A 16451-nucleotide genomic window follows, 5' to 3' on the forward strand; every position below is an offset into this window, starting at 1 on the left:
AACTTCTTAATTTTTACAGTTCGACCGTCTCAACTCCAGCTTGTAGTAGGTTAGTATATAATATTGAAATATTACTTGAAAATTGCCGTCTATTAATAATTTCGTTGTATTGTTTTATTTTTCTTTCTTCACTAAAAGTAAATAGTACCCTTTGTTTTGCTCTTGAAAAGGCAACAAAAAAAGCTCTTTTATCTTCTTCTGAATTATTAACAAAGTTCCAAAATGCTGAATCCTCCAGACCTACAAAAATCACAGTATGATACTCAAGACCTTTACTCTTGTGTATAGTCATAATTGGTATACTATTAATACCAAGAACATCATTAAGAGCCAACTCCCAAGATTTCAAAGATCGATATGAACTAGCCAGTTTTTTTGAAAACTCTTTGATTTTTTTGTGCAAATACTTTCCACCTTTATACTTTGGAAATATTGTACAATACTTGTCTTCACCCAAAAACCCAAAGATATTTTTTAAGTAAGCTTCTAACTCTCGCCCATTTTTCAAGCCGGGAAGTTCCGTCTTTAACCTAGTAATAAAATCAATTAGTTCACTATCATATTGATAAAAAACCTCCGGATTTTCAGCTATTTCAGGGTTCATGAAGATCAATATATCAAAAATACTTTGCCACGAATCCGGAGCTCGATCTTTTATAACTAATGTCAGGACATGAATTAGTAATGTAACACATTCTTCCGAAAGCAAATCTTGAAATTCTTTTTCTACTCGGGCAATAATACCTTGTGTTTTCAAGTCCAATATAATTTGTTCAGCATAAATATCCTCTTGTTGTTTTACAATTATACAAATATCTCGAGGACTTATAATAGTATCTTCTAACCATTCTTTTATTTTTTTTGATAAATGTTCCGCCTCTAATAGATGAGTTTTAAACTTCCAAATTTGACATACTCCTAAAGACGATTTTTCATCTTTAATTAGATTAGGAGATTCAACTGTCAAAGATGATGAATCTAGGTCCCTTGCAAGGTAATTTTGAATATCAATTAGTAAAGGCGCAGAACGATGATTCTTGATTAATCGTTCATCTTTTGAAGAAAAGTCCTTTTTAAATTCTTGGAACGCATTTGGTAAAGCACCAGCCCAGCCCATTATTCGTTGCTTATCATCACCTACGGCTGTAATTACCGTTTTCGAATATTGGAAGATTTGTTTTAACATATCATATTGTGTATTTGTTGTATCCTGAAATTCATCTAAAAATAAGTGGCTGTATGTAACTTTTAATGCATTTTTAATCATTGTGTTTGTACTAATTAAATATTCGACTAATCTCGTTATCATTGGAAATGTTAGAGATGCAGTAAATTCCTGCGAACCTTTTGGCATAATTCCCCACAAATCATTAGAAAATAAACTGTAAAGATCCGTTACATTATATGTAACATTTAATGGTAATCGTTCATTTCCAAGATACTCCATCAATGTGTCATATTTCAATGCGTAAACTGGATATTTTTCAGTAAAATGAGGCGCTACTAATTTTTTTAATTCATTTTTATCAGTTACAATTTCATAGTCCTGAATTGGACGATACATTTCGTCCATGCTATTGCGAAAGTGATCGAGTACCTGTTTTGCAAAAGAATCATATGTACGTGATTCGAATCTTTGACAAAGCTCATTTCCGCATCTTTTTCTTACCCGTTCCGCTAAATTTGCGGCTGCATCTACTTTAAAACTAATTGCCAGAATTTTTTGCGGAGGTTTACAAATCCCTGTTTGAAGTAAGTAACTCGCTCGTTGAGCCAGCAACTCTGTTTTTCCCGCCCCAGGACCAGCAACAACCATAACATTTTCTCCGCTTCTAACAACCTTGTCCGCAGCGCGTTCTAATACAATGCCCTCAGTTGGAATCCATTCTCCCGGTTTAACAAGTGCCATAGTATCTCCTCAGGTTGAGACTGTTATTTTTTACTTTTGTCAAGAATTGTTCTAACAGCGTTCAGTGCATTCATAAGTGAAGCTGGACATTTATCCATAAAATCGTTAGGTTCAATCTTTGCTAACGCCTCTAGATGTGTACTAGGTTTACTCCTACCCAAGAATAAGCTATTGTACCAGACCATTAATTCTTTCTGTTCTTTGGAATATGTATTTCCAAATTTTGTTTCATTTTTATCTTTTTTCAAGGTTGCGTTTACACCATTTAATATCACTGTGTTATATTCCTGAGGGTATCTCATTTTATCAGGTATTTCCGGCCCATTCTCTGGGATAGATTTATATACATCAGTAAAAGACTCAAGCATGAGCAAATCAATATCAAGAGGACCTGAAAAGAAAAAATTATAGGATTCTAACTTCTTAATCCACATTTTCATCTCTGCTATAGAATTTGGACCACTTGGATCATCTAGAGTACGTTTGTGCATTTCCTCTAGAATATTTTTTGGATGTGTAGTGCCGCCAATTGTTAATAACTCTCTTACGTCGACGTCTATTTCTATGAGTTGTTTAAATGCATACTTGATTCGGCTCCATCCACCAGTTCCTCGTTCCCTATCGAGATCTAATAGTGTGACAAAAGGAACATCCAATTGTTTTAATAACCTCCAAAAATGGTTGACAAATCTTCCCCCTAAAGGGACAACAGATATTGTCTCATCATCAAGAGCAATATTTCCAACTTGCATTAATCGTGGGATTATTAACTCTTCACTATCTCCTTCACCAAGTATAACTAGTTGAGCGAAATAAAGCTCTGGGTATGCTTTTACAGCTTCCTTAACATATTTTATAGCCAAATCACTATCGCTAGGTAATTTAATCTCACTTACAGAGGTAGTTCCAACATGTTCTCCAGTATGTGAAACTTTTACATGGCGTATCTCTTCTGGATTAATTCTTTTGACAATCGAAGGACTATGAGAAGTAAGTAGAACTTGCGCATTACTCGTTTCGGATATATCTCTAAGATTTTTGGTTACTCTACCTAAAAGATGAGGAGAAATATGATTTTCTGGTTCCTCAACAGCTAATATTGTTAAAGCAGCAGGGATTTTTTGGGGAAGGAATTTTCCTGTTTCATCTTTTATAATTTTTTGTTCAATTCCCAATAAAGTAGAAACTAATGACAAGTAAAAAAGCGATCGAAGTCCATCACCTAATTTATCGATTGTATAATTTGTGATATCTTCAGTAGGCGAAAACTGAACATTTATATTTTTAAGCATGGACTCCAAGGAAGTCTCATTGAATAAAATATTAGCATCAGTATACCTAGGATCACGATGGTACTTATTCCATGCTGATTTGACCTCGTTACGTATCTCTTGCAATCCGTCTACACTACTTAAATACTGTTCTAGTGGTAAGATGTTTTTTTGAATTTCTTTATTAGTATCTTCCGGCCAAGCTATACTTTTAACCAACCGCCATAAAATTGTACCAGATGCTAATTTCAATTGATTTGAGGGTTCTCTTACAGCAGGAACATATATCATTTGAATTAGAGCTCTTTCATTAGAAGACATAGGCTTAAGAGAATCCTCTTTTTCTTCATCTCCATACGGCACAACAACATAATACAGCTTTGGATCAATTTCTCCGTCAGGTGTTACACTTTGTGTCCACTTAGCTTCAAGACGTATTCTTAAATATGGTACCTCATGTGGTTTACCAGTCATCATTTGCTTAAAGAATGATGGTACCGTTTTTACTCCTTCACCTTCTATTTGTAATTCAGAAAATTCTATTTTCGCTTCTATTCTAAGTAATTGTTCCTCGGTGACTTCATCTGGTTTTTTATTAGGTGGTACATGAAAATCACTTTTATTTATTACCCGATCTTTTGAGTTCAATCCGAATAACTTTAATAGAGCCTGAATTAGTGCAGTTTTTCCACTACTATTAGAACCAATAATAGTTGTTAATCGAACAATATTTATTGATGTTTCCTGATCACCAAAACATCTGAAATTCTTGATTCTCAACTCTGTTATATTCATAAGGTGATCCCCCAATAATATACTAGTTATTTGTATAATCTAAACGAAAATGTTGAATCCATACGAAAAACTTAGATCGCATAGCTACTATGATTCGACAGCCCCAATAACACTCCTGCAAAATTTGTAAATATTTATAGATTTATTTCACGAAATATAAGCCTCGGGAACTATCCCAAGAAGTTTAAATAATACTTTCTATTAATTTGAGATGATAGTTCTTACCTATAACAAACCGTCAATCCCACCTTACTCTCTTCCCTATCATACACAATCCGCTACACCAACTTCTTCAGTGCCTCATTCTTTTCCTCACTCGACACTGCTCCATCGCAGAATAATCGGTTTCCTCCGCTGCTTTACTAAATTTCAGAAACACCCCTCGAAATTCCTGATTTTCCCAGTACATATATCTTCTCGTTCTTAATCACATTTATTATTCTGGAAGAAGGAGTAAATTGGATTTATGTCGAAATAAGGAGTATCTACTTAGCGTTATTACAATGGGAGGTTAGTTTTTGAAAAAGAGAATAGTATTGCTAGCAACCAACTGGGGTTCTTCCGAAGGCGGGATTAATTCTTTTAATTATGATTTAGCACTGGGGTTCTCAAGCCTATTAAATGAAACATTTGAAATAGTATGTGTAATTCCTGATAATGTCCTATACGATAACTTATTAGATATACCAAGAAATATCGAACTACTTAAAGTGAAGAATTTTGATGATTGTTATTCTATTGTCAAGAAAATCACTGAAAAACAGGGGATTGTATCTTTGTGGATAGGTCATGATATCTTTACAGGCAGACAAGCTAGTACATGTGCGAGCTACTATAACGAATCAAGTTTAACCCCCTCTTGCTCTGCAGTCATTCATCATATGGATTACAGTAATTACTACTTTATAAAAGAAGATGATGCAGATAAATACCCACAGAAAGAGAACCTTCAAAAGGAGGTTCTTGTTGAAGCAGATTATGTGTTTGCTGTTGGTCCTAAATTGCGAAGATCAGCAGAAGACATCCTTCGAAGTAAAGGGATCAATTATAAACAGGTAGTGGAAATTATTCCTGGACTGGCACAGATCCAGACCTTAACTGAACCTCTTCACAGATTTAGCTGTATATCTTTCGGGAGAATGAGTGACGATATTATAAAACAGGGAAGTTTGTCTGTAGCTGCGTTTGCAACTTTTTTTAAACAGGTAAAAGATCATGAAACATATATGCACATCGTGGGAATAGAAAAAGACAAACACCATGCTATTAGAAATTTGACTGATAAATACGCGGAAGGAATTGTCAATGTAAAACCGAGAGGGTTTTTAAAACGTGAAGTCCTTTTTGAGCTTCTCTCGGAGCAGACTGTGAGCATGATGCTTTCATTGCGTGAAGGTTTTGGGTTAGCTGGTTGGGAGGCTATTTCAGCAGAGATACCTTTGATTTTATCAGAGCAAAGCGGATTGTTTATTTTTTTACAAGAGCTTTTGGGGAAAGATATCCATGAATATGTGTATGCTTTAAATATAAATGGAGACTACTCTGAGATATTCAATGACAAGGATATAGATAATGTCGTGAACTATTTATTAAATATACATAAAAAAAGAATGAATGCTAAAAAGCAAGCTGGAAAACTCAAAGAAATTTTGCAGGAAAAGGGGTTCACATGGGAAAATACTGCAAAAGCTATATATAAAGCATGTGTTGAGAATGATGTCACTAAGTTGAATGGACATTCGAATATAGATGAGGTCGCAAGCGCTGTAGATACAATCTTAGACATTGACCTACAAGAAGTTGAGCGGACAAATATAGCAACAGAGAATATGACCATAGAGATTGTAAAACAAAACGGGCAGAAAGCCGAATTGAAAATAATGTCGCAAAAGCGAGCGGATCAAGTATTAAATGATATGCTCACAGCAGTAACCGTTGGTATAATAGGTCCGAGCGGAAATGGAAAATCAACGGTCTTTGCCTACCTGGTAAGCCCAAATGACAATATGATTTTGGGTCAAAATATTGGCGATAAGTCACAAACAAGTTTAGTTAATACTATTTTGGCTTTAAATGCAACTTTAGAACCTAACCAAGTTTGTATTCAATGTAAAAGAAAAACAGTTTCAACACCATATAACTCATATATTATAGAGTCCCTGCAGGAAATGATCTATAAATCACGTGATGACCTTGAAAACTTTGAATTAAACTCATCTATACTGAAAAGTGTTTTTGATCCGATTACCAAGGAATATCATGCTTTCGATTATATTACCGATAATGAAATTTCAACTAATGAGCTGTTCACTTTTCTAATTGGAATTTCTGAATTTGTGATTCAAGGAGATGAAAAAGAGGAAGACCTAGAAAGCACCGTCAATAAAATATTTAAAGAATTAAAAGATCAGAAACGTAAACCAAACAAAAGAGATATTTATGAACAAGAGATTGAAAGACGTTTTTATATGTATAACGATGGAAACTTAACCTCACTTAAAAATTGGTTCGCAAGATTCGAACAAGATATTTTAGATGACTACCAAAAATTTTGGGATATAGAGAATGATTATATGCTCTACGGTGATATTACAGCAGACTTAAGAATGAAAGAGTTTATGGCTTCAGTATATGCTGCGAATAGTGTATTTTCATTGGTATTCTCAGAGGTCATTTATGTGACAAGACCTTCAGATGAATTTGTAGAAGCTTATGACGAACAATATAAAAAACAAATGCCGAGTTTTTCTGAGAAACCATTTATTCTCAACATATTAGACACCATGGGAGTTACTCATATCTCAGATAAGAAAGAAGAAATCGAAAAATCGATGGATAAAATTTTATCTAATTCGACTTTGGAAGCTTTGTTGTTCCTTTGTGGTGCAGATGAAAAAGAGACCATATATGAACATTGTATTAGCATATTAAATACTAAAGACGTTTTGAAGGAAATCCCTGTTACCATCTGCCGTACAAAAGCTGATATTATTATTCAGAATAAGATGAGCAACCACTTCCGCAGTGTAACCGGTGAAAATGAAATTCCAGAACAACACCTTGAGTTCTATACAACAACAGCTTTTGAAAGTTTTAAAGCGGAGTATATAGAATTAACTGAATGGCCGCAAAATGAAAATAAAATAGGTCTGAATCTGACGAATAGCAACAATACAATTGAATATTTAGCTCTGTCACCGAACTCTACGAAGGATCTTAAACGTATTCTCAAAAGTGAATTGGAGGAAAGTAGAGTATTTAAAATAATTTTCAATCTCTCGATAGCAGTTGATCGCCACTACTCTTCTGAAGGAATGTTTAGAGTGCATTCCATTAACAAAAAAACAGCACCTATACAAACTAGGTTCGCCTTGGAAGAAATTGATGAAATTTCAAATCAATTAGTGGAGTTAAATCTAACAGATTCTAATAATAAGTATTATAAATATATAAATCGGGGGATTTTCCATGGAAGAAGTATTTCTACCTTCCGCTCCAAACATATTCAAGGATTTGGTCACAGTACAAATGCCACTATTTACGCTGATTTCAATGTAGCAATAAACGATATGATTAGAGGCTGGCTAAACACAGTGATGTTTAAGGGAGATAAAGTTTACTTTAATTTGGATTTTAGTAATATTAGCTTCGGCACGGGACAGTTTGAAGAAATCGCCGCTATTGAGAATAATATAATAAAATTTATACTTGCAAACCGCTTCATCATAATCAGCCGTTTGTCAAAAAAGATAAGTTATAATTTCTTAAAAAAAGAGTTTCATGAATGTTATGAATGGGTCTCTCTTCAAGACGGGTTTAAAGAGAATCTGGACTTATTCTTCCGAAAGTTTAGCAATGTTAATTACTGGAGTCATTGTATTGCAGATGGATTAAATGAGGAGGTTAATTTGATCTTAAACAGAATGTTACTTATAAAGTGAAGGAATTTACTGGACAGTCAAAAATTTCTTATCGAAAATCGCAATATGAAAAAATCAATCAGGATGTTCAAGACCCTATTTAGTAGAAATTATAAAAAGACCCTAGACTGCAAACTGGCGTCGGTACTCTACCGGCGTCGTTTTTTTAGTTTCCGTGTGGCCGTTTTCGGCTGTAAAAAAAGGATATACTTTTCAGTTTTACTTTGTGCTTCGCTAACCGTCGGATATGATAAGGATAAAGTCCTTCCGTTTTGAGATGCGAGAAGAAACAACTCCCCATAGAGGCATTGGCATATTCGCAAAATATTACAAATCTATTATTCATACAATTTATTTAATTTCAAATTGTTGATACGCTCAATCTCACAAACCTCAATATATTTTTTGTTTATCCACTCTAATGCTACTTGTCCTTCTTCTTTCAAGATAACGCCTCGCTGACTTTTATACTTAAAGTTCTCTTTTGCCCACAACAATAGTATCTTTACATATTCTAATGTCTCAATTTCACATGTACTGTCCTCTTCATCTTCTTCTGCAAAGATATCTTCAAAAGTTGTGAAAGACTTGTCAGATTTTATTAAGTTCACATTCCCTCCACCTTCGTATAACGTTATTTCCCCTTTCAGTAATTCGATTAAGTTTCCGATCTCTTCCTGGATCGTTGCGAAGTCTCCAAATATATCCGATCCCAAAGAATTACTAATCAGATAACCATTCTTTAACGATGAATCGATGCCTAAGTCCACGATAACTTCGTTGAAATCTTCTTTATATTCGATTGTATACCTATATTTAATCATGTTGATATCTCCAATCAGTTGTGTCCAAGTTATTTCTTAAAATACGCAGAAGAACCAAGGTAACAAAAAACAGATCAATCATAGTGGTATCTAACCATAATCGACCTGTTCGATGTAAAAGAGTAACATTAATTAGGGATGCACCCAAAGCCTTTTCCTGCGTAAAACTCAATTGATGAAGTCGTCATACAGATCTTATGATATTGGTTAAGTGATGAATTCACTCTGCACTGGGTAGTCCCCTCAAACTGTAACATAATTAATAACCTATCTATCCTATAAAAACAACAGCATCTTTGCGCTGAAATGCTAGGGACAATTTATTTTGAAGAATTGTTATTCTTTCGAACATTTTATCCCTTTTTTCCTCAGTTAAGTTTTTTACCGCCCAATCTTTAATTTGAGTTAGTTCCTCAATAATTGACGGTACATCTTCCTCCTCTACATCAACACCTGATGAAAAGAGGTCCGTCCATTGTAACCCAAGTGCTTCAATCGCAGGTTGCCAACATTCTTTAAAAAACGATTCCGTAGCAATGGGAACAAAGAAACTCTGTTCAAAATCATTTTGCGGTTCATATATTACAGCACTGATTGACATGCACTTATTCACCTCCAAAAGTAGCACTAAATTTGTAGTCTAACAAAAGAACAGATTAATCATGGTGATATCTTGACCACGATCAACCTGCTGTATTTGTTGAATGATGAATCAATACTTATTAAGTAGCCTCTACTTAAATTTCTATAAAGATATTAAACAATCTTCACATACTTTATACAATGGCTTTAAAAGGAGCATGACCTGTTTCAGCATTTCTTAATAAAGTCGGTTTTCTAAAATGCAAACTGGTTTCCAGCTTGAAGATAGCGGTATCTCCTTCAATTTTTATAAAAGATACATTAATCCATATTGGAGCTTTCGGAAAAAGCCCTCCTAAAACCCCAACAACATCTTCTAACCATAGTTTTTTACCGCCAACATTCTCTTTAGATAACACAAGGCGTTTCATCATTTCATCGCCACCATCTAACATTTTCCCCTGTTCCTCAACGGGCTCTATGACAAACTTAACGATATCGCTCGAAATGTTTTTTGCCTTTTTTATCTTATCAACGGCTTTAGATAAATTAGTCGAAAAAATTACCTCATTCATTTGAGTAGTCAAAATATCTCCCCCTATTCGAACCATTGATGAAGTCTTTTATAGGGTCACCATCTGAAATGATACCTGGACATGGATTACTTATTTTCAAAATCTTTAACTTGCTCAATCTTTTGTGTAAATTCACAAGCCTTTCGAAAATCTTCTTTCATGTAAAGTTCGATTAAAGTATTCGCCTCTTCCTCCCAATCGGGACCATATTGTAAAAGGTAATCTGTAAACCTTTCATAGTAGGAACGGTTGGATGGATTTAACCAAATCAATCTTTGATACATCTTCATTACACAAGGAATCGGCAGAAAGAAATGAGTAAGTTCATAATTGATTGCTTCCAATAAATGATCCGAGTTGTCCGTATGATCTATTTCAGATATCAATTTATTGTATAAAGAGTCTACCGTCTCTCTCGTTGTTTTTAATTCTATCTGATCTAATGACGACCAATTCTGGTCAATCCACTGATGCAGTGTTTCCACTGTTTTTTGTAAAGTCAAGGCCATCATCCTTACTCTCATTAAACTCAATCTTTCCCTCTAGAGGCCTCCTGATAAAACACACTTCCTGTTCACCAATCGACGCTTATATTTCTAGCAAGTGATAGGATAACATATTACCATTACGCGAGTCAGTCTCTAGGATTCTGATAACACCAATCCGGATCATATGGAACGGATTTAAGTTTTTGTATGTCATCCAAGCTATATCCCCAATCGTTGTCTGCTATCCAAAAATAATCATAAGGATTCAGTTTGAGATATTCATAAATAAAATGAAGCATTAACTCTTGGTTACCATAGATATCTTCAATATGCCCGACCTGGCATAGGGGTTCGATAGGATCTAAACCTAAATCTTCGTGATAATAAAATTCATTACTCGGGCTACTTATGCTGTGAATATGGAAAATCAATGAGGCTTCATTGTCATCTGCAAATGACTTACGGTTAATGTTAAGCGTTGTATATAAAAATTCTCCTTCATTTGTATACGTTTTGTTGTTATAGAAATAAAGAGCAGAGTCCGAATGAAAAGCTGCAACAATCGTATCAGCAAGGAGCTGTTCTGGAGAATATTTATCTTTCTGCGTTAAAATAACAGCTGAAGTGCCCATGAAATTGTAATCTCCTCCCTCAAACTGGAACCAATCAAAGTTTCAATAAACATTAAGATTCAAATGTGGTTCTATTAGGGAAAAATCCATTTTGTCTAATGAAACAAACGGATAACCTTTGTGCTGCTCTATCGAAATAAAATTTTGTTGCAATGTTTGGGTCAGGAATCGGGTCTAATTTTGTAAATTTCCTTGTTATTTTATTTAACTCTATTCTCCCCATAACATTCTCATTTGGACCAAATTTATAAATAACCTTTTCCTCATCTTCCATTTCCTTAATTAACAAAACGAATGAAGCCAATATGTATCTCCTCCTGATTATGTTACACAGACGACCTGATCTTTTGCAGTTGTTCGCAAGCTTGAGCAATTAAATTACAATATCCTGTTATCCTACCTCAACCACTTCTTCATCCAATAAACGAAGTCCCACTCCATTTTCATTGTCCCATGAGCAATTAAATAGTACTCCAATATCTCAGCCTTTCCTTATATTCCCATAGGGAACCACAATTCGCTCAAACTCAATCATCTCTAGAATTTGGTCCGTTGTTTCAACCAAGGGATAGTTCTCATTAAAAGCAATATCATAACCCAGTTCATATCGCGTTTGTTGATATTGATAATACTCTAAGAGTTTTTGTACGAAATTTTGCTGCAATTTATTCCAATTTTTCATCAATGCCTGATATGCAATGCAATGTACTGTTCTTTATCAAATATACCGTCCTCATCCCCTTTAATCATGAGAGATATTTTGTTTTCATTTTCAAAAAACTGAATAGTCGTGTCCTTAGTCCAAACATAATCATGTTCGAGCTCGCCGAAAACTCAATCATTCATTTTCATTGAAAGAGATCTTCCTCAATTTTTTGCAAATCCTCTAGGTTCACACGCCATACAATTGTATTCTCAGAGAAGTTAGTAGATTTGTTCTCACTGTAATGTTGTATTGCAGCATCCCCCTTCTTTGTTATCTACCAACATGGCCGGAAAACGAAGATATGACAAACAGGTCAATCATCGTGGTACCTAACTAAGATCAACCTGTTTAATGTAATGAAATAAGTATTTAAGATTCACATTTTTCTAAAAACCATCTCCTAGCTTCTTCTTTTTCTAACAGCACTGGTTTTTCCGGTGTGCCAATATTTATACTCTGAAAAAAAGCTTCTTCTATCCCTTTAATACTCTTTAGTGTTACTCCGTTTAACAACGTATCTTTAAATGTCGATACACTTATATCTACATTTTCTAGTCTTGCATTTCTAAAATCGGTTAAATGGAAAGATACATTAATCAGATTACAATCAACTAAACATGCGTTATTAAATGCTGCTTCCCAACAATCACCTTTACTAAATCTACTATTTTTAATGATGCAGTTGGAAAAATCCGTATACCTGAGATCTGATTTATAAAAATCACATTTATCTAAACATGTATTGATAAAAGTTGATGAGGCTAATAATGATGAATGAAAATCAATATTTTCCAGTTTGAGATCATCAAAAGTGCAATCTATTAAATAGGATTGTTCAAGTAATACATCAGATAAGTCAAAAACTCTTAAATCAACTTCATCTAACTTTAACTGCTCACCTTCATCACCAATTGTCTCAACCCACTTTTTATGCAAATCAAACATATTGATAATATCTTTTTCTTCCATTTTTCCACTCCTTTAGGGGAACCATAATATTCTATCTGCTATTCCTTCTTTATCAATTGCTTTCTTCAGTTGTTCAATATGCTCAGGCACCATTTTTTTCGTATCAATAATTACGTCATGCCCCTTAGCAAATTCTTCATGTATTTTTTGCATACCATTTTGAATAGTAAAAGCACCCTTTTTAGGATTGGTTATAGGTATTCCGTTCCTACCACTTGGATATGATTCAAAACTCTTCACGTCCCACTTTATGCCCGTAGTGGTATCAATGAACTCTGCGCCCTTATCTGCTTGTGGATCACGTATTATTCTCCCTAAATCACCTCTTGCTTCTAATTGTAATCCAACATCTCTTTCATTTATATTTTTGGCTTCTATTTTCCCACCACCAGAAGGATCTCGAGCCAAATCATCCAACTCTTTGTGATTCCTGCCTCCAGTGTATGTATCTTTACCCATCCCTTTAATATTACTCGTTTTCTTCGCCTCAGCCGCTTCCAAATTCTTTTTAATCTTCGCCACAGCTGGATGAGAAGAAGGCAAGCGAAAAGGTCCTTTGCCACCCGGCATACTGCCACGAACCATCTGAAATGCCATGAATAGCTGGCTGAACTTCAGGGAAGTCAACATCATCTGAGCATACTTATCGGATACAGGCTCGCCTGTGAACGGATTGATTCCCATTTCAAATGCCTTGATCTGCATCGCAAAAATATCTTCCCCTGGCTGTTCAACAGTCACCGCTTGCATTCGATTAAAATCCAAATGCCCCTGATCTCTCTCATAAGCTTGGAGCGCAGACTGATCCGTAACACCATTCTCGTTGACAGGCATTGACACCCACTTCCCAAAAACATTGACTTGTGCCATCCCGTAGCCCTTATCATCCGAACCGGCATAATATCTCGAGGTCTCCATCATCGCTACCGCGCCCACAGCACCAACAGCACTACCCAGACTCCCCTTCTGAGCATCAGCATCCTCAAACCGCATGGCGATATCCTGGAGTTCCTTGGAGATGCCCACCATGCTCTCCAGTGCTTTATCCAATATAGGGCGTGACTGCTCAAACTCAACATAGAATCGCTCCTGCGTCGCCCCCATCCACATCATCTGGATGAACATGATCTGTCTCGTCAGTTCACTGCGAATATGCTCCAGCTGTTGTCTAGCCTGGTCCACTTGATTGGATACATGATGTAGTTGCTCAGGGGTCACCTTAATTGTACTCATCCGTTTTCACCGCTCATCTGATATATGATACAACTATGTTAGCAGAAGTTTAATGGCAATTACATCCGGCTAACTTCCTGATTTCACTGCATGAATCCACGCTCAGAATGATATATATCCGTCTTTCAGCCCCATATGATCTCTCTGTAGGAGTATACCTGGAGGTTGTCCTTCAATTTGACTACTACAGGATACTATGGCAATTTACTGCGATGAGCAGAAAACTTTAACAAATCATAGTATTAATGAAGAAGCTTGACTTTAACTGGATATCAAAGGTACTATATGTTTATATAATTGGAATATATTTCAATTTTAACATTTATTAAGGAATCTTATTTTCAAGATGGATATTAGAGCCCACCACTAGTTAACCTATTAAAGCGTATAAATGAGTTTTACATTTTGTCTGCAACACATAATCATTGGCAGGCATTCATTTTACATATACATTCCTACTTCATAGAGTTTTCTAGCCTGTAGAGTTCTACCTCCTTAATTTCTTTTTCAGTAAAGAAAAAAGGGGAAGAACCATCTTTAAAAGAGAGGAGGGCAAGAGGCTTTAAGCTGCAAGCAGGTCTATTTGTCGTAACCGCATGTTTTGTTAAAGAATACCCATAACAAGAAAGGTGGAATTTATTGCTATGAGAAAATGGTTTAGTTTAGCTCTTATTCTTGTTCTAGTGCTTTCGTTTAATGTAGCTGCTTATGCAGATGGTGATGTGACTCAAGCCAAACCGTTAACAAAGGAAGAAATTATTAATTCCAAAGAATTTCGTGAAGCTGTTGAGGCTGCTAAGGCTGAATTTAAAGCGCAGAAGTCTAAAGATACGGGTGGTCCAGTTCTGTTTGCGCCTGCTCCGAACGTATCTCACATTAATGTATACGGTGTTGTATCTCCTAATGGCGGTCAAGAAATTTACGGTTTCAATAACAACCCGCTCTCCACGACCAATGATCATGGTGGGGCTTGGATTCAGTGTATTACGTTCCAGATCGGTTATGACAGCAGTCACTACGGCAAACTCGCTGGCAATATTATGACAAACAACTGGTCTGAAGCTATTGATCTGGACGGTGATCGTGTCATAGATGCTTTTGCCCATTCTTGGGTTTATGAATCCCCTAATACAACAGGCGGACAATTTGTAGGTACGATCTATTCCATTAATATTCCAACACAGTGGACCGCTTGGATTAATGTCCGTTAACAGGAAGGATGTAATCTGAATATTGGAGGAATTGGCTATCCTGGTTCTATCCTGAGGAATATGGGAGGTAAGCCCAAAAGCTCATCAGCTTCGGATACAAATCGGATTGCACCTAAGCGACTTTGGAACGAGCTAATCATCCGTTAACAAGAGCTAAAGGCTCTTCCCAGCTTGCGATAGAAAATCATTTTTAGCGACTCTTCTAACCTATCTGTATTGATGGACACGGATTTGTTGCCAGGTCAGGCGCAGGGATATACGTCCCTGCGTCTTTTCTCATCGTGACATTAAAGTGCGCGACTTTGTACTGGAACCTACCGGTGTACAGCAGGCTACTTTCCCTCTGCTTGTATGAAAACAAACGTACTCTCGTCAGATCGTTCTTCTGAAAAAGCGAAATTCAAACGATCAAAGTTTCTTACGTCCTTCACATCTGTAATTTTGTGCTCTGCCATGTACCGTACCATCTCACCTCTGGCCATCTTGACCCAGGTTGCCTTTTCAAACAACTTCCCATTGACCATTTGTCCAAATAAACATGTAATGAACCGGGTTTCCTCCTTCAGAAACGGCAAAATATTTTTGCTATATTCTTTGGAAGCCAGATTTAGAATTCAGTTGCTTTCCGATTGAAGCTGATCTACGAGTTTGCTGCCCCAGAATATTGATATGAGTTGTTCAACTCCGAGTTACATAATAACCTTTTAGTAATCGTCCTATCATATGGATTCCTCCAATGTCTATAAACAAAATATGCGATTGAAATAGAGCTATCTCTATTCCAATCGCATATAACTAAACTAGGTTACCCCGGTGTTAAACCATTCTTCGATTACTGTGCACACAAAAATTGCCCTAAACCACTATTTAATTCATTGTGCAAAGAATATCGAAGAAATAGCTTAACACACTTAACCTCTCCGTTCGTATCAGATAACGCGACACGAACATGACTTGATATTTTTCAGGTTTAGCTTTTGGTTATTCCAGGAAACTTATTTCCGAAATATTCGTCAGATAGTTTCCCTTCAATTGTATACTCAATGTCATAATAATATTCTGCGATCTCTGTCTTAGGATGAAGTAATTCAAGACAAACTCTAAAGAAAGGATAAAGTCTATTTCGGTCATTAATTATTAACTCAATACATTTGTACTCTACAATAAAATCTTTTAATTTTAGATCCTCAGGTAAATGATCATCTTCTTCTTTTAAATAATTATTTTGACAATTAGCAATCATTTCTTCGAAGAATATAATTGAACTTGCCTTTAGTTTTTCAAAATGATACGTCTCATTGAAATGGTTTTGTAGATCAATTAAATCCATATAATT

The 16451-nt window shown here is 35.6% G+C and carries 14 protein-coding genes and 1 pseudogene; 2 read left to right on the forward strand and 13 right to left on the reverse strand.

Annotation, left to right across the window (positions count from 1 at the left end):
- Positions 1-13: 13 nt before the first annotated feature.
- Together P364_RS0115735 and P364_RS0115740 are read right to left on the reverse strand one after the other, a co-directional pair.
- Positions 14-1909, reverse strand: coding sequence for a UvrD-helicase domain-containing protein (locus P364_RS0115735; RefSeq protein WP_024631059.1), 1896 nt, complete (start codon positions 1907-1909; stop codon positions 14-16).
- Positions 1910-1932: 23 nt separating this feature from the next.
- Positions 1933-3975 carry an ATP-dependent nuclease gene (locus tag P364_RS0115740; RefSeq protein ID WP_024631060.1) on the reverse strand — a complete coding sequence of 681 codons (2043 nt, stop codon included), beginning with the start codon at positions 3973-3975 and terminating at the stop codon, positions 1933-1935.
- A gap of 518 nt (positions 3976-4493) precedes the next feature.
- Here P364_RS0115740 and P364_RS0115745 point away from each other — a divergent pair.
- Positions 4494-7916: a glycosyltransferase gene (locus tag P364_RS0115745; RefSeq protein WP_024631061.1), complete on the forward strand. Its 3423-nt coding sequence runs from the start codon at positions 4494-4496 to the stop codon at positions 7914-7916.
- Positions 7917-8233: 317 nt separating this feature from the next.
- Here P364_RS0115745 and P364_RS0115750 read toward each other — a convergent pair whose 3' ends face one another.
- The 9 genes and pseudogenes from P364_RS0115750 to P364_RS36215 form a co-directional block, all read right to left on the reverse strand.
- Positions 8234-8719 carry a hypothetical protein gene (locus P364_RS0115750; RefSeq protein WP_024631062.1) on the reverse strand — a complete coding sequence of 162 codons (486 nt, stop codon included), beginning with the start codon at positions 8717-8719 and terminating at the stop codon, positions 8234-8236.
- 271 nt (positions 8720-8990) lie between these two features.
- Complete coding sequence (locus P364_RS0115755; protein WP_024631063.1) at positions 8991-9320, reverse strand: hypothetical protein; 330 nt, start codon at positions 9318-9320, stop codon at positions 8991-8993.
- Between the two features lie 175 nt (positions 9321-9495).
- A complete protein-coding gene (locus tag P364_RS37815) occupies positions 9496-9876 on the reverse strand; it encodes a hypothetical protein (protein ID WP_328285959.1) in 381 nt (126 codons plus the stop codon).
- 86 nt (positions 9877-9962) lie between these two features.
- Positions 9963-10379 (reverse strand): hypothetical protein, encoded by a 417-nt coding sequence (locus P364_RS0115765; RefSeq protein ID WP_152532714.1) that lies wholly within the window; start codon positions 10377-10379, stop codon positions 9963-9965.
- A 131-nt stretch (positions 10380-10510) separates the two neighbouring features.
- Positions 10511-10996, reverse strand: a complete 486-nt coding sequence (locus P364_RS0115770) for a hypothetical protein (protein WP_024631066.1) — start codon at positions 10994-10996, stop codon at positions 10511-10513.
- A 52-nt stretch (positions 10997-11048) separates the two neighbouring features.
- Positions 11049-11300, reverse strand: a complete 252-nt coding sequence (locus tag P364_RS0115775) for a hypothetical protein (protein WP_024631067.1) — start codon at positions 11298-11300, stop codon at positions 11049-11051.
- A gap of 87 nt (positions 11301-11387) precedes the next feature.
- Positions 11388-11782 (reverse strand): annotated as a pseudogene (locus P364_RS38235) (DUF6985 domain-containing protein).
- Positions 11783-12071: 289 nt separating this feature from the next.
- Positions 12072-12671, reverse strand: a complete 600-nt coding sequence (locus tag P364_RS0115785; RefSeq protein WP_024631068.1) for a pentapeptide repeat-containing protein — start codon at positions 12669-12671, stop codon at positions 12072-12074.
- A 12-nt stretch (positions 12672-12683) separates the two neighbouring features.
- Positions 12684-13904 carry a WXG100 family type VII secretion target gene (locus P364_RS36215; protein ID WP_024631069.1) on the reverse strand — a complete coding sequence of 407 codons (1221 nt, stop codon included), beginning with the start codon at positions 13902-13904 and terminating at the stop codon, positions 12684-12686.
- Positions 13905-14548: 644 nt separating this feature from the next.
- Here P364_RS36215 and P364_RS0115795 point away from each other — a divergent pair.
- Positions 14549-15115 carry a DUF4879 domain-containing protein gene (locus P364_RS0115795; RefSeq protein WP_024631070.1) on the forward strand — a complete coding sequence of 189 codons (567 nt, stop codon included), beginning with the start codon at positions 14549-14551 and terminating at the stop codon, positions 15113-15115.
- A gap of 332 nt (positions 15116-15447) precedes the next feature.
- Here P364_RS0115795 and yaaA read toward each other — a convergent pair whose 3' ends face one another.
- Entirely contained in the window at positions 15448-15729 is a 282-nt protein-coding gene (yaaA, locus tag P364_RS35365) for a peroxide stress protein YaaA (protein WP_442952342.1), read from the reverse strand.
- A gap of 356 nt (positions 15730-16085) precedes the next feature.
- A complete protein-coding gene (locus P364_RS0115805) occupies positions 16086-16445 on the reverse strand; it encodes a hypothetical protein (protein ID WP_024631072.1) in 360 nt (119 codons plus the stop codon).
- Positions 16446-16451: the final 6 nt, after the last annotated feature.

Source organism: Paenibacillus sp. MAEPY2 (assembly GCF_000499205.1).
GTDB lineage: Bacteria > Bacillota > Bacilli > Paenibacillales > Paenibacillaceae > Paenibacillus > Paenibacillus vandeheii.

Bases quoted from the DNA above. Each gene is read 5' to 3' on its own strand.
- P364_RS0115735 (WP_024631059.1), bottom strand. From the start codon at position 1,909: ATGGCACTTGTTAAACCGGGAGAATGGATTCCAACTGAGGGCATTGTA.
- P364_RS0115740 (WP_024631060.1), bottom strand. From the start codon at position 3,975: ATGAATATAACAGAGTTGAGAATCAAGAATTTCAGATGTTTTGGTGAT.
- P364_RS0115750 (WP_024631062.1), bottom strand. From the start codon at position 8,719: ATGATTAAATATAGGTATACAATCGAATATAAAGAAGATTTCAACGAA.
- P364_RS0115755 (WP_024631063.1), bottom strand. From the start codon at position 9,320: ATGTCAATCAGTGCTGTAATATATGAACCGCAAAATGATTTTGAACAG.
- P364_RS37815 (WP_328285959.1), bottom strand. From the start codon at position 9,876: ATGAATGAGGTAATTTTTTCGACTAATTTATCTAAAGCCGTTGATAAG.
- P364_RS0115770 (WP_024631066.1), bottom strand. From the start codon at position 10,996: ATGGGCACTTCAGCTGTTATTTTAACGCAGAAAGATAAATATTCTCCA.
- P364_RS0115785 (WP_024631068.1), bottom strand. From the start codon at position 12,671: ATGGAAGAAAAAGATATTATCAATATGTTTGATTTGCATAAAAAGTGG.
- P364_RS36215 (WP_024631069.1), bottom strand. From the start codon at position 13,904: ATGAGTACAATTAAGGTGACCCCTGAGCAACTACATCATGTATCCAAT.
- P364_RS0115795 (WP_024631070.1), top strand. From the start codon at position 14,549: ATGAGAAAATGGTTTAGTTTAGCTCTTATTCTTGTTCTAGTGCTTTCG.
- P364_RS0115805 (WP_024631072.1), bottom strand. From the start codon at position 16,445: ATGGATTTAATTGATCTACAAAACCATTTCAATGAGACGTATCATTTT.